Here is a 14,095-nt window from a genome sequence, read left to right as displayed (position 1 = left end):
ACTTGTGTCGTGTCCATTTTAGACGAGCGTGCAGGAGAAGGCGGCAGGTATCATGAGGAAGTGATGTGTGCGCTTCCAAGCTGCAAGATGGCAAAAGACATCAAGGATATCCAGCACTTTATCCGAAACCGGAAAGGCGTGGAATACTACCTGTAACCGTTCGTGGTTCTGCTACAGAAATAGCAGATTTAGCACGAAAAGTTTGGTCGTATTTCAAGGGCGTTTTCGGTGGGATTGTTGGTATTGATGAATAGCTATTTCGGCATGAAGTGGGTATACTGTGTATAGCGTTAGAGGAAAGGCGGTGAGCAGCATGAAACGATACAAAGTGGAAACACAGAGGGAAGGCTCGGTAAAATATTTCTTTATCCGGGATATGGAATCGTTGGAAATCGTGTTGCTCCCAAGCAAATATCTAATGCATCAGGTCAGGGCGAATCGTTCTCCGAACACAATACGGAGAAATGCATTTGCCCTTGCCTATTATTGGGAATATCTGCTGGAAAACGAAAAGAAAGCAGAAGATATCTATGAGATGGATTACGAAACACAATATGATTATTTCGCAGAATATCTAAAATGGCTGAAAGCCGGAAAACATACTGACAATTTAGAAAATGGACCACAGAATAAAACCTGTAACGCTTACTTAAAAGAAGTGTTCAGGTTTTATTGTTTTTTAGAAGCGGTCAGAAATAACGGTTCTTATTTATCCGTTCTTTCTTATAACCAGCCTATTACAAGAGCAAATGCTATCGGAGTCAGAAGAACGCTGCGTTCCCGCTCTTTTAAAGGGTATCTGAAAGAAGAGGAACGGGATGTGAGGGCAGCCGAAAAGAATGAAATCATTACGATTCTGGAAGCCTGCACAAACTGCCGGGATCAGGTATTGATTCTGCTGACATCAGAACTCGGATTTCGTATCGGTGAAATTTTAGGAATCGATTATACAAAAGATATCGACTACGAAACCCATGAAATCAGGGTGAATTTCCGTGAGGACAACGAGAATGATGCAAGGGCAAAAAATGCAGAAGAAAGAAGAGGACGTCTCAGCGATGACACCTTTGAATTCCTGCTTTATTACATCGGAGAATACTGGGACATCCTGCAAAAACAGGAATATCTGTTTATCAACATCAAAGGGGATACGACAGGAAAACCAATGAAGGTAGACAGTGTTTACGATATGTTTGAGAGGATGGAGAAAAAGACCGGAATCAAGATCACCCCACACATGCTTCGGAGATATTATGCAAATACCAGATGGGAATCGGACTGGCCACTGGAAATGATCAGTCAGGCATTAGGCCATAAACATCTGGACACAACCATACGGTATCTGAATGTTTTAGATGACAAGCTAAGGACAGCAAGTCAGGAATTTTACCGTCGATATTCCAATCTTTATAATGTCAATCAATTTTTGGAAAGCAGGAGGTGAAAATAAATGCCGGCAAGATTGTATGCCTTTGTGCCGGAAGAGCAGAACCTATCCAATGCAGAGCGGGAACAACTGATTGAAGGACTGGAACGGGAATTAGATGAATATTATGAACAAAAATGTGGAAAAGGCAGTCTGGAAACATATTTGATTCAGAATGAGATCTGGCACTTGTCAGAGATCAATTATCAGGTGAGAGCCGGATATCAAAAATATCTGAGAGAATATTATGTGGATTCGACGGTGCGTAATTATCTGCTCGGAATAGATCGTGTAAAGTTGCGGCTGATCATAGAAAATGCGCAGACCTTAAAAGGAAAGTGGAATGCACAGAATCATCCGGAGCTGCTCCATGACATTCTGTTCCTGCGGTATCATCCCAATCCGGCGATTGCAAAACGATATGAATATACGACAGATATTAGTAAGCTGGTCTGGGATTTCAGGGTAAAAGGTTCAGATATATGCAAACAGCAGATTTTAACGGTTCTGGAAGATATCGTGCAACAGAAAATAACTATGAAAGAATGCACCAGACATCTAAACGGATTGAAAAGTGTATATGAATTTTGCATGCAGGAACAGATTGAAGATCTCAGATATCTTACACAGAAGCAGTTCGACAAAATTGAAAACTATGGGGACACGGATTATAAAAAGAAATGCGCAAAACAGGAGCTTAGAGCGTGTCAGGAATATATTTTCTGCCATGCAAAAAATATTGCATGGGATTCCACGGTCTGGTTTATGGAAAGACTGTATCTGGAAGAATACCGGGTGAATCCGTCTAATCCTGTAAAAACGATTTCTTTTATGAGCATAGAAAGGACAGATAACAGAGAACTTGTTCAAGAATATATAAAATACTGTTTGGGAGTCACACACTTAGCATTAAGTGTAATACATACTGAATTTTATCGAATTCAAAAATTTGTTGTCTGGCTGGAAGAAACAACGGAAATCAACTTGAAACAAGTGTCAGAAAATGAAATAAAGAAATATTTTCAAATAATTGACTACAAGGTAGCAAGCTATTTCAATGATATTATCATAGCAATCTATCAGTTTTATGAATATCTGCAGACGAAAAATATCATAAAAGAAGTTCCTTTTAATTACCAGTATTATCTGAAAAAGGAAATCCTGCATCATAATGACCGGAGTGTAGAACAGGAAACCTATGAAAGTATTTTAAAACATTTAAAAGATTTTCCGGAAAAGCCGAGATTGATTTTACTGCACTCTATGCTGTTAGGACTGAGAATCAGTGAAGTATGCTGCCTGAAAGGGAATGCTTATTACTGGCAGGGGAGAGACGCCTGGATACAGGTATATCAAATAAAAATGCGGACATATAAGCGAATCCCCATCCCGGAAATTCTATATAAAATCATGAAAGTATATATAAAAAAATACAGGATTGGTGCTGAGGATTATATTTTCCAGAATCAAAAGGGAAAAGCATATCATTACTCCAGTTTTCGATGGAGTATGAAGAAAATATTTAATGAAAATCATGAGCTGTTTCAGGAATATAATTTCAAATCCCATGATTTCAGGCATACGATAGCAACCATGTTTTATGAAGATGGAGTGCCACTTCAAAGTGTCAGAGATTATCTGGGACATGATTATGAAGAAATGACACAGCAATATGTGGACTATATGCCGAAGAGAATTTCCAGAGCAAATCAGGAACTTTTCGCAAAAGAAGGAAGCAGTCTTGCTTCCGGAATAAAGAGGTGCAAGCGTGGAAAATAGATTTTATATCAAGGAACTGGATTCTTATCAGAAAGCAAGTGATTTCAGCAAAGAACGTATGGGAACAAACCCCAATTATAATCTGGAACTTCTGCCGACAAAGCAGATGCAGGAAGAAATGTGGGAGTTCCTGCAATACAGAGGTAAAAACCTCGTAGCAGAAAAATTTTATACAGAACGAAGATTTTACCATCATTTATGCAGGATGTTGAAAGAAAAAAACAACCGGCCGGAGAGTTTTCTGGACTGGGATAAAGAAAAATGGATGCAGCAGATGAAAATCTGGCTTCTGCAGCAAGGATTGTCCCTGACAGCACCATTTAAAAATAAGTGTGGCGGAAGAGGAACGCAACGTGCCAGAACACTGGGGTATATAGAATGCCTGATTGATTATTTAACCGACTTAAGAGATGCGGATGTAAACGAAATAACAAAAGATGTCTGGAAAATTGAAAAACTTGACATACAGGTGAAGCAGGATTTGATACGTCCAAGGAAAACGATATCTTTTACAGGAATCAGTCAGCCAGAGTTGAAGGAAGAAATTAAAAAAGCAGTATATTTTCAACTGAGAATAGAAAGCCTGGAGACTGTAAAAAAGGAACTGACAGCCATCCGGAGATTTTCCAGATATCTGAATGAGCATAAGAAAAATGTAAAATCCTGCGCGGATTTTGACAGAACGATTATCGAAGAATATCTGGTATATATGAAAACAGAGGATACAGGAACAAAAAGGTATCGATCAGAGATAACAAGGCTTCGATCAATCCTCAATATAGTAGCAGATATCTACCAATATCCACAGGCAAAAGATCTGATATTGAACAGGGACATCCCACCCAATATCAGATCAGAATTTAAAGTCTACTCAGATGCAGAATTAAAGCGTTTTAATGAATTCCTTGCAAAAGTAGATATACAGACAGCCAGAGTCATGACGATTCATCAGATGCTGGGAACAAGAATCTCAGATACACTGACATTGCGGACTGACTGCCTGATGGAACAAAACGGTGAGATATTGATCAGAATCTACCAGATGAAAACACATTACTATGAAAAACCGATCAGTCAGGAACTGGCAGCTTTGATCAGAGAAGCCATCCGTTATACGGAAGAAAGGTATGGAAAATGCAAATATATTTTTACAAATGAAAATGACCATACAAAACCGATGACCTACTCACTGATCCAAGGGAGAATTACAACAGCAATTTATCGGGAAAATCTCAGGGACGATAATGGAAATTATTTTACATTCGGAACGCACATGTACCGGCATGTCTACGGAGTAAAGCTTGTAGAAATGCATCTGGATGACTGGACGATAGCAAGGCTGCTCGGACACAAAAGTCTGAAAAACGTAAAATATTATAGAAAAATGAGTAACCAGATACTGGCAAATGACACAAGAAAAGCAAGAAACAGGTTATCGCAGATGGTTCTGGAATGTCTGGACGGATGGGAGGAAGAGTATGAACAAATACGATATGATGATAGCTTGTAATCGGAAAACAAGTGAAGAAAAGATAAACAGAGCAGTTACAGAAATCCGACAAATGCTCACGGACAGAGAAAAGGTAACTGTACCAAAATTAGTAAAGCGGACAGGGTTATCCAGAGGATTCTTTTACAAGAACGAAACCGTCAGAAAAGAAATGGACCGGGTATTAGAACAGCAGGCCGGAATGATTGATCCCAAAAGATACATCGCGGACATTGTGATGAAAAACCGAATCGAACTACTGGAGCAACAGGTCCGGGAATTAAAACGAGAAAAAGAACAATTGGAAAAAGAGAACATTAGATTGCAAAAAGCGTTGAATAAAAAAGATTTGAATCTACTAAAAAATCTGTAATTAAAATTAGAAAATAATCTGCAACAGCCGGGGAAAATCTCCCGGTTGTTGTGATTGGAATAGAAAACATACATGTAGAAGATGCAATAAAGTTTGACGTATGCTATACTTATGAACGGTTAGCTAAATAAAACTATCTTTATAAGAAGGGAGCAGAAAGACGATGGATAATCCGTTTGAATTTCATGAAGAGGATGGAATTATTGCATGCGTTGGTAACAATGGCGGAACTACAGATGAAGATATAAGAAATGGATTTAAACGTACCGTTGAGCTTCTGACAGAGTCGTTAAAAAACGGACAGGAGGTTGAAGATCTATTAGTATATCCGATTGTGTATAATGCGAGACACAGTATTGAGTTATCACTGAAAATTGTTATTAAAATGCTATGGGAAATAGAAAAAAAGAAGGGAATAGGTTGCTCTAATGAAGTCCTGACTGAAAGAAAAAAGAAATTACATACCCATAACATTGAAGAATTATATAAAATGGCGTATGATTATGAAAATATTGATAAAAGAATTCCTTCATATTTTGAAAATATAGAAGATATCATCAGTTTTTATTATTTTGATGAAGAGGGTGATGCTTTTAAATATGAATTGAATAAAGAAGAACAACCTCACATGATCAATAATAAAATTTCTCATATAAGTATTGAACTATTGGAAAGAGAGTTCAAAGAGGTAATGAGAAAATTTGATGAATTGATTTATTTTTTGGATAAGTGTATCGCTGAATATTCACTGGGAACCTGTACAAAGAGTCTATCAAGATCAGATATACAGGATATTTCCAAAAGACTTCCAGATTATGAAGAGTGGAAAACAAAAAAATTCAAAGAGATTAAAAATCAAATTAAGCAGGAATATCATCTTGGAAGTAAAGAATTTTCAGACGCTGTAAATTTAATCAAAAAAAATAGATTGTTTTCAACGAATATTGGATGTGAACGAATATTTGGAACGATTACGGAAAATGAGTTGAAAGAGTATGCTTCACTGGTTAAATACTATTGGGAAAAAGATAAAGTAAGAGAAAATCTTGTTATGGAGTGGGATAACTTAGTTGAAATACAACAGAATGCAAGAGTATTAAGAGAATATTTATCAAGAATTTCAATAGAAACTTTGAGTACTTTATTATGCTTTTACGATATGGGGAATGGTGGTTTGCCAGTTGAAAAACTGGAAAGCACCTATGAATATATAGTTAATAGTTCATTTGATGAAATATACATGATACGAAAATTGAAACAGAAAAATGTATGTTCAAGAATTATCGATGGAATGAGATGGTGTGGTCAGGTGACCTACGAAAAACAGTTGCAGACAGCACTGAAAGAAGAAGGGGTAGACCTTTGACACAAGAAAAATGAACACAATACACTGATGTGTTTCCCGTTAGAGCCAGTGTTTACAAGGGATAAGAGAAGGCTACCCAATTTTATGGATGAACCGACCAGCGGGCTGGATGTGGTGGCGAGAGAACAGATGCTGACACTGTTGCGGGAATATATGGAGACGGAAGGACGGGCGATTCTGATCAGTTCGCATTTATCAGGAGATCTGGAAACATTTTGTGATGATATTTATCTGATTCAAAAAGGGACAATTACATTTCATGAAGAAATGGATCGGCTATTAGATGCATATGGATTATTAAAAGTATCAGATGAGGTATATAAAAAAATGGATAAGTCACATATTATCTGCCGGAAAAAAGAAAATTTCGGATGGAGCTGTCTGACAGATCAGAAGGCATATTATCAGATGCATAATCCGGAAATTGTAATAGAAAAAGGAAGCGTGGACGAATTAATCCTTTTGATGGCAGGAGGAGAGAGAATATGAAAGCATTACTCATGAAAGATTTAAGAACTTTAAAAAATGAGAGAAGATTGTGGGTTAGTATCATCGGTGTAAGTGTTTTATTTGGTGTTTTGTTTCAAAACTGGTATTTTATGATGGGATATATCATGTTTGGGTTATCTATGATTGCCCGGACAATGTATCAATACGATGTGGCGGACCAGGGAATTGTTTATCTTATGACACTGCCTATTACAAGAAAGGAATATGTGAAGGAAAAGTATCTGCTGAGTCTTATGAGTATATGTATTGGTGGTATTTTAAGTATGATTCTTACTAAAATCGGGATGCTCTTTACACCGGATCAGGCAGATAGTAATCAGGAAATTTTTAGTGCGTTTCTTGGAATATTGGCAGTTGCATTAGTTCTTCAGGCAATTATATTTCCGGTAGAACTGAAATATGATGTATCAAAATCAAGAATTATTATTTTGCTGCTTGTAATGGGGATTATTATTCTTTTTACAGCATTTGATATGTTAATAGGCGCAATACTGGTAGCATTTATTACCATCTTTGTAGATGCATTTGGAGGTATATTTATACAACATTTTTTAGGTACTGTATTACTATCTGCAGTTGTGGTGGGAATGATTTATTTCTCTTCTTATCGGAAATCAGTTAAAATTATGGGGCAGAAAGAGTTCTGATCAGAAGTTTTCTAAATATTTCAGAATTTACGAAAACCCTTGCAACAGCAAGGGTTTTATGCTATCCTATTAAGGTCGCAAAAAACACGCATATATTTGTCCAAGATGGTGCCGGCCTGATACAGGAGGTTTCAAAGACTTACATATATGCGGAAGTAAAGAACCAAATGGAGGAAAGAAACATGAGCGTTATTTCAATGAAACAGCTTTTAGAAGCAGGTGTTCACTTTGGACATCAGACAAGAAGATGGAACCCTAAAATGGCTCCGTACATTTACACAGAGAGAAACGGTATCTACATCATCGACTTACAGAAATCTGTAGGAAAAGTTGATGAGGCTTACCAGGCAGTAGCAGATATCGCAGCAGAAGGTGGAAACATTCTGTTCGTTGGAACAAAGAAACAGGCTCAGGATGCTATCAAAGTAGAAGCAGAGCGTTGTGGAATGTTCTATGTTAACGAGAGATGGCTTGGAGGAATGCTTACAAACTTCAAGACAATTAAGAGCAGAATCGCTCGTCTGAAAGATATCGAGAGAATGTCTGAAGATGGAACATTTGACGTATTACCGAAAAAAGAAGTTATCCAGCTTAAGAAAGAATGGGAGAAACTTGAGAAGAACCTTGGCGGAATCAAAGAAATGAAGACTATTCCGGATGCAATCTTCGTAGTAGATCCTAAGAAAGAAAGAATCTGTGTTCAGGAAGCACATACACTTGGTATTCCGCTTATCGGAATCGCTGATACAAACTGTGATCCGGAAGAGTTAGATTATGTAATTCCGGGTAACGATGATGCTATCCGTGCAGTAAAACTGATCGTTTCCAAGATGGCAGACGCTGTTGTAGAAGCTAATCAGGGAGCAGCTGATGCTGATGAAGTATACGAGGAAGTTGCTGAAGAAGCAGAGGCAGTAGAAGAGTAGGATTCATTCTTTTTAATGATGGAGGATAAAAAAATGGCAGTTACAGCTAAGATGGTAAAAGAATTAAGAGAGATGACTGGTGCAGGAATGATGGACTGCAAAAAAGCTCTTAATGAAACAGATGGAAACATGGACGAGGCAGTAGAATATCTGAGAAAGAATGGCGAAGCTAAGGCTGTTAAAAAAGCCGGACGTATCGCAGCAGAAGGTATTGTTATGGCTGATGTCAAAGATGATAAGACTGCAGCAATCGTAGAAGTTAACTCAGAGACAGACTTCGTTGCTAAGAATGCAGAATTCCAGGGATTTGTTAAAGCTGTTGTTAATCAGGCAATCGCTTCTGAGTCCAAAGATATGGAAGCATTTATGGCAGAAACTTGGAACGAAGATGCTTCTAAGACTGTACAGGATGCTCTGACAGAGAAGATTTCTGTTATCGGAGAGAAACTGAACATCAGAAGATTTGAGAAAGTTGTTACTGACGGATGTGTAGTATCTTATATTCACGGTGGCGGACGTATCGGTGTTCTTGTTGAAGCAGATACAGATGTTATCAATGACGAGATCAAAACTTGTCTGAAGAACGTAGCTATGCAGGTAGCAGCTATGTCTCCAAAATATACTTCCCGTGATGAAGTAGATCAGTCCTTCTTAGACCATGAGAAAGAGATTCTTCTTGCTCAGGCTAAACAGGAGAATCCGAACAAACCGGATAACATCATCGAAAAGATGATCATTGGACGTCTCAACAAAGAGATGAAAGAGATTTGTCTGTTAGACCAGGCATACGTTCAGGATAGCGACCTTACTGTAGCTAAATATGTGGAGAAGGTTGGAAAAGAGAACGGAGCTAACTTAAGCGTGAAGAGATTTGTTCGTTTTGAAACAGGTGAAGGCCTTGAGAAGAAGAACGAAGACTTCGCAGCAGAAGTTGCAGCTCAGATGGGTAAATAATCTGATATTTGCTGCTCTTTAATAAGACCCATAAAACCCTTGAAAATCCAGTGTTTTCAAGGGTTTTTCTTATGCCGGAAAGGAAATCATATGGCAAGATTAATTTCTATTGTAAAAGAGTCATGACCAAAGAGTGATAATTAAATCATATAGACAGGGTATGGCAACAGCAGGTTGCTTTTCGGAACATGAATTTATCTATATGATATGCTTATGGAGGTGATGACTATGGAAACAAAAAATATTATTTTGAAACTTCGTACAGAAAGAGGAATGTCACAATACGAGTTGGCAGATAAAATTATGGTAACAAGGCAGGCGGTATCACGCTGGGAAAATGGTGATACCGTTCCCAATACTGATACACTTAAGCTCTTATCGAAAGAATTTGATGTTTCAATCAATACGCTTTTGGGAGAACCCAGAAAGCTGATCTGTCAGTGCTGCGGGATGCCAATTGATGATGATTCTATATTGGGACGTGATAAGGATGGCACATTAAATGAGGAGTATTGTAAATGGTGCTATGCAGATGGAACATACACATATAATGATATGGAAGAATTGATTGATGTTTGTGTAAAGAATATGGTAAATGAAAACTTTACCGAAGAACAAGCACGTTCTTATCTGAAAGAAATGCTTCCAAAGTTAGATTACTGGAAAAGGTATGATGAACTTAGTGACAATGGGCAGTTTGAAGAGTTTAAAATGCAGTTGATAAATGAAATTAATGATCTGCATATAGACGGACTTCCACGGGTAGATAAACTAAATGCACTTGTGGGGAAATATGTGAATCTGGAATATACTCTGCCTAATGGACAAAAAGTGAAATTCCTTGATGATCAGAAAACCTATCTGGGGAATCAACTGGAGTCTGAATTTGGAGGAGACAGGTGCTTCGGCATTCTGGCAAGTATGGATTTTATTCTGGTAAGTACATATGAGAAGGATGGTAAAAATCCGGAGCTGTTGATTTATAAAAAGAGATAATATAAGCAAAAAGAAAATCTTGACAATCACGAACCATAATATTGTAGAGTACGTATACTCACTCCGGTAAGTTTGCTCACTTCATGCACTGTCATCATTAATATTTTCTCCTATCTAACTTTGTGTTCTAAGCATAAACTATTACGTAACGTCGGAGTCAATACTTTTTTACAATTATATATGCACCTAAAGCTATGAATCTATACGACTGACAAGTTATTTAGCTAAAGTCAGAAGAATAAGAGAAATGCAAAAGAATTTGGCAGGTAGTACGGGATACGAAAATGTGATATGATTATGAGCAGGATATCAGAAGAATCTGGAGTTGAATAGATTGTGAAGAAAGAAGAAATTTTTGAATATGTGCAGAAACAGTACGGCACAGTTCCGGAATATTTATGGAGTAAATCGCCAGACAGTGCTGTACTTCGTCATAAAAATGGAAAATGGTATGCTGTACTCATGACAGTTGAGAAATCTAAGTTGGGATTAGAGGAAAATGATCTGGTTGACATCATGGACGTAAAGTGCGATCCGGAAATGACCAGTATGATTATTCAGACTTACGGTTTTTTACCAGGATACCATATGAATAAACAGCACTGGATTACGATTTTACTGGATGGTTCAGTCAGTGAAGCAAAGACATTAGACTTTTTGGATATGAGCTATGACCTAATTGATGGAACAGGCAGAAAGGAAGAAAAATGAGAACAGCGATAGTATACGCATCTGTGCATCACGGAAATACAGAAAAATTAGTAAAGAGGATAGCAGAAGAATGTCAGGTGGATTTGATTGATGCTGTGAAACAGCCAGATGCAGATCTGAGCAGTTATGATATAATTGGGTTTGCATCAGGAATCTATTTTTCAAAGTTTCATCAGTCGATATTGGGATTTGCAGAGAAGAATCTACCGGATGACAAAAAGATATTTCTGATCTGTACTTATGGTGGGAATGCGAATTATAAATCCATAGAGCAGATTTTAGACAAGAAGCATTCTAAAGTGATAGGAAAATTCGGGTGCAAGGGTTATGACACATTTGGTCCATTTAAACTGGTGGGTGGTATTGCCAAAGGGCATCCAGATGAAGAAGATATAAAAAATGCAGTTAAGTTTGTAAGAGGACTATAAATAGTTAAGCGAAAAAGAAAAACCGGGGAACAGTCCTCGGTTTTCTGATATTTGTGGTTCAGTCTTCAATTTGAAAAAAAGTAACATGAACATTATGTATTGCATCAGCTTCGAAATGATCCGGTTTATGACTATGGGACCGATTTGTATTACTCCGGAATTAAAAAGACAAGGGTATGGGAAAAGTGGATTTACGATGATGTGGAAGAGCGAAGAGAATTAGAAAAGACAGCGGAATATAATAAGTACAATCTAGGGTGTCAGATGGAGGCGCCGGCAGGAGTTGCGTATGTTGTGGCGAGAAAAGAAGGGTGATAAATCGTATTTGCAATACAGCAGAAGATAATATTATAATAGCATATAAAGATGCCAGGGGTAAAAGCCTAAAACGGTATGGAATCAATATATTTCATTCAGGAGAAGAACAGGAAGATCGTCTATCCTGCCGTTTTCGTATTATAAACAGCATTGTGAAGAAAGGAAAACTATGAAAGAGAATGTAATCGAAGTCAGCCATTTACATAAAGCATTTGGTAAAGTTAAAGCAGTCCGGGATTTAAGCTTCCGGGTGAAAAGGGGAGAATTGTTTGCATTTCTTGGTGCAAACGGAGCAGGAAAAAGTACAACGATTTCCATCTTGTGCGGGCAGCTATCTAAGGATGCCGGAGAAGTAAGAATTAACGGGGCAGACCAGACGCATGCCGGGCAGGACACAAGGTATCTGCTGGGAGTGGTATTTCAGGACAGTGTGTTAGATAAACCGCTGACTGTCCGGGAGAATTTGAAAAGCCGGGCAGCACTATATGGAATTACAGGTAAAGCTTTCGAAAACAGATTGCAGGAGTTAGAGAAACTGTTAGGATTTGCAGATTATACAGACCGTGCAGTTGGTAAGCTTTCCGGCGGACAGAGACGAAGAATAGATATTGCGAGAGCACTTTTGCACCGCCCGGAAATACTCATCCTTGATGAACCGACAACTGGACTGGATCCGCAGACGCGTAAGATATTATGGAATGTTATAGAAAACCTGCGGAAAAAAGAAAAGATGACCGTGTTCCTGACAACACATTATATGGAAGAAGCTGCAAGTGCGGATTATGTAGTGATTCTGGACAGTGGAAGTATTGTTTCGGAAGGGACACCGCATAATCTGAAAAATCAGTATGCGGATGATGTGATAGCACTTTATGGAGTAACAGAAGAACAGGTGCAGCTTCTTGGAAAACAGTATAGAATAATCCGGGATGGTTATCAGATCATGGTGCGGTCTACAAAAGAGGCGACAGAGCTGATCGTGGCACATCCGGAACTGTTCCAGGATTATGAAGTGATAAAAGGCGGTATGGATGATGTATTTCTGGAAGTTACCGGAAAGAGACTGGGAGGGGATGAAGTATGAAAACATTACAGGCATTGATAAACCGTAACCGAAAATTATTTTTCCGGGACAGAGGAATGTTATTTTCTTCGCTCATTACACCAGTTATATTGATTGTGCTTTATGCTACGTTCCTTGCAAAAGTATATAAAGATTCATTTACGTCTTACCTGCCGAAGATCCTGCATGTATCTGAAAAACTGATCGATGGTGCGGTGGCGTCCCAGCTTGGTGCGGCGCTTCTTGCTGTCAGCTGTGTAACAGTTACTTTTTGCGTGAATCTTACGATGGTGCAGGATAAAGCAAGTGGCGCAAGAAAAGATTTTGATGTGTCACCGGTAAAAAGACCGGTTCTCTATCTTGGATATTTCTGCGCAACTGTGTTCAATTCCCTAATGGTAAATATACTGGCACTGGTTCTGTGTCTTTTTTATATAGGGAAAATGGGTTGGTACTTATCAGCAACAGATCTTGCGTGGATGGTTCTGGATGTACTTCTTCTGGTATTGTTTGGAGCAGTGTTATCCAGCATTATCTGTTATCCGTTAAAGACACAGGGGCAGATGTCAGCAGTCGGAACAATTGTCAGCGCAGGATATGGTTTTATCTGTGGTGCGTATATGCCGGTGTCCAATTTCGGAGACGGATTACAGAAATTTTTATCTTACCTTCCGGGTACGTATGGAACATCGCTGCTGAAAAATCATATGTTAAGAGGCGTGTTTGCACAGATGAAAGAGGATGGATTTCCAAAACAGAGTGTCACAGAGATTGCAAAAAGTCTGGACTGCCGTCCGATGTTCAGGGGCGAAGTTGTTTCTACGCAGGAGATGATTGCTGTTATGGCAGCGAGCATTCTGATATTGGGAGCGGTTTATTTGGTGGTGACAGCTATTTTTATAAAAAGGAATACCGTCAAATCTTAGGAATCGACAAAAGAGCTGACGATAGTGTAAATATTGACAAAAAATGGAATAATCTGACTAAAATAAAAATATAATTAAATAGAATGAGATATAGACACAATAATAAGAATCGTATATAATTACAGTACTTTACAAAAAGCAGCCTGAAAGACTGCCACGATAAATGAAGCTCTGCTTTGGCAG

At 38.3% G+C, this 14,095-nt stretch carries 16 protein-coding genes and 1 pseudogene; 16 read left to right on the top strand and 1 reads right to left on the bottom strand.

Annotated features, from left to right (window positions below; all coding sequences use genetic code 11):
* From DXC04_RS16160 to DXC04_RS03265, 11 genes and pseudogenes are all read left to right on the top strand, one after another.
* Positions 1 to 156 (top strand): annotated as a pseudogene (locus tag DXC04_RS16160) (helicase C-terminal domain-containing protein); the annotation flags it as partial.
* Positions 157 to 313: 157 nt separating this feature from the next.
* Positions 314 to 1,444 carry a tyrosine-type recombinase/integrase gene (locus tag DXC04_RS03310; RefSeq protein ID WP_055159306.1) on the top strand — a complete coding sequence of 377 codons (1,131 nt, stop codon included), beginning with the start codon at positions 314 to 316 and terminating at the stop codon, positions 1,442 to 1,444.
* Between the two features lie 6 nt (positions 1,445 to 1,450).
* Positions 1,451 to 3,205: a tyrosine-type recombinase/integrase gene (locus DXC04_RS03305; RefSeq protein WP_055155866.1), complete on the top strand. Its 1,755-nt coding sequence runs from the start codon at positions 1,451 to 1,453 to the stop codon at positions 3,203 to 3,205.
* Positions 3,195 to 4,715 (top strand): tyrosine-type recombinase/integrase, encoded by a 1,521-nt coding sequence (locus tag DXC04_RS03300; protein ID WP_118659889.1) that lies wholly within the window; start codon positions 3,195 to 3,197, stop codon positions 4,713 to 4,715. Before DXC04_RS03305 ends, DXC04_RS03300 begins: the two co-directional genes overlap by 11 nt.
* Positions 4,684 to 5,067, top strand: coding sequence for a DUF6262 family protein (locus DXC04_RS03295; protein WP_118659887.1), 384 nt, complete (start codon positions 4,684 to 4,686; stop codon positions 5,065 to 5,067). The genes DXC04_RS03300 and DXC04_RS03295 overlap by 32 nt, the downstream gene beginning before the upstream one ends.
* 163 nt (positions 5,068 to 5,230) lie before the next feature.
* Complete coding sequence (locus DXC04_RS03290) at positions 5,231 to 6,433, top strand: hypothetical protein (RefSeq protein ID WP_118659885.1); 1,203 nt, start codon at positions 5,231 to 5,233, stop codon at positions 6,431 to 6,433.
* Positions 6,434 to 6,517: 84 nt separating this feature from the next.
* Entirely contained in the window at positions 6,518 to 6,922 is a 405-nt protein-coding gene (locus DXC04_RS03285) for a hypothetical protein (RefSeq protein WP_118659883.1), read from the top strand.
* Positions 6,919 to 7,590, top strand: coding sequence for an ABC-2 transporter permease (locus DXC04_RS03280; protein ID WP_117538341.1), 672 nt, complete (start codon positions 6,919 to 6,921; stop codon positions 7,588 to 7,590). Before DXC04_RS03285 ends, DXC04_RS03280 begins: the two co-directional genes overlap by 4 nt.
* A 182-nt stretch (positions 7,591 to 7,772) precedes the next feature.
* Positions 7,773 to 8,516 (top strand): 30S ribosomal protein S2, encoded by a 744-nt coding sequence (rpsB, locus tag DXC04_RS03275; protein WP_117538340.1) that lies wholly within the window; start codon positions 7,773 to 7,775, stop codon positions 8,514 to 8,516.
* Between the two features lie 33 nt (positions 8,517 to 8,549).
* Entirely contained in the window at positions 8,550 to 9,470 is a 921-nt protein-coding gene (gene tsf / locus DXC04_RS03270; RefSeq protein WP_117538339.1) for a translation elongation factor Ts, read from the top strand.
* A gap of 228 nt (positions 9,471 to 9,698) precedes the next feature.
* Positions 9,699 to 10,466: a zinc ribbon domain-containing protein gene (locus DXC04_RS03265; protein WP_118659881.1), complete on the top strand. Its 768-nt coding sequence runs from the start codon at positions 9,699 to 9,701 to the stop codon at positions 10,464 to 10,466.
* A gap of 26 nt (positions 10,467 to 10,492) precedes the next feature.
* On the opposite strand, the gene DXC04_RS03260 is transcribed toward DXC04_RS03265, so the two are convergent.
* Positions 10,493 to 10,561, bottom strand: a complete 69-nt coding sequence (locus DXC04_RS03260; protein ID WP_226976543.1) for a MerR family transcriptional regulator — start codon at positions 10,559 to 10,561, stop codon at positions 10,493 to 10,495.
* Positions 10,562 to 10,802: 241 nt separating this feature from the next.
* Here DXC04_RS03260 and DXC04_RS03255 point away from each other — a divergent pair, with 241 nt between their 5' ends.
* From DXC04_RS03255 to DXC04_RS03230, 5 genes are all read left to right on the top strand, one after another.
* Positions 10,803 to 11,177 carry an MmcQ/YjbR family DNA-binding protein gene (locus DXC04_RS03255; protein WP_118519422.1) on the top strand — a complete coding sequence of 125 codons (375 nt, stop codon included), beginning with the start codon at positions 10,803 to 10,805 and terminating at the stop codon, positions 11,175 to 11,177.
* Positions 11,174 to 11,605 (top strand): flavodoxin family protein, encoded by a 432-nt coding sequence (locus DXC04_RS03250; RefSeq protein ID WP_118659879.1) that lies wholly within the window; start codon positions 11,174 to 11,176, stop codon positions 11,603 to 11,605. The genes DXC04_RS03255 and DXC04_RS03250 overlap by 4 nt, the downstream gene beginning before the upstream one ends.
* Positions 11,606 to 11,704: 99 nt before the next feature.
* Positions 11,705 to 11,920, top strand: a complete 216-nt coding sequence (locus DXC04_RS03245; RefSeq protein ID WP_118659877.1) for a hypothetical protein — start codon at positions 11,705 to 11,707, stop codon at positions 11,918 to 11,920.
* 172 nt (positions 11,921 to 12,092) lie between these two features.
* On the top strand, positions 12,093 to 13,007 hold the full coding sequence (locus tag DXC04_RS03235; protein WP_118659873.1) for an ABC transporter ATP-binding protein: 915 nt from the start codon (positions 12,093 to 12,095) through the stop codon (positions 13,005 to 13,007).
* Complete coding sequence (locus tag DXC04_RS03230) at positions 13,004 to 13,912, top strand: ABC transporter permease (RefSeq protein WP_118659871.1); 909 nt, start codon at positions 13,004 to 13,006, stop codon at positions 13,910 to 13,912. The genes DXC04_RS03235 and DXC04_RS03230 overlap by 4 nt, the downstream gene beginning before the upstream one ends.
* The last annotated feature ends 183 nt before the right edge of the window (positions 13,913 to 14,095 follow it).

The sequence above is a fragment of the Dorea sp. OM07-5 genome, assembly GCF_003481355.1.
Lineage (GTDB): Bacteria > Bacillota > Clostridia > Lachnospirales > Lachnospiraceae > Dorea_D > Dorea_D hominis.
Note: the sequence above shows the minus strand (reverse complement) of the source record. Positions and strands in the feature narration are given on the sequence as shown.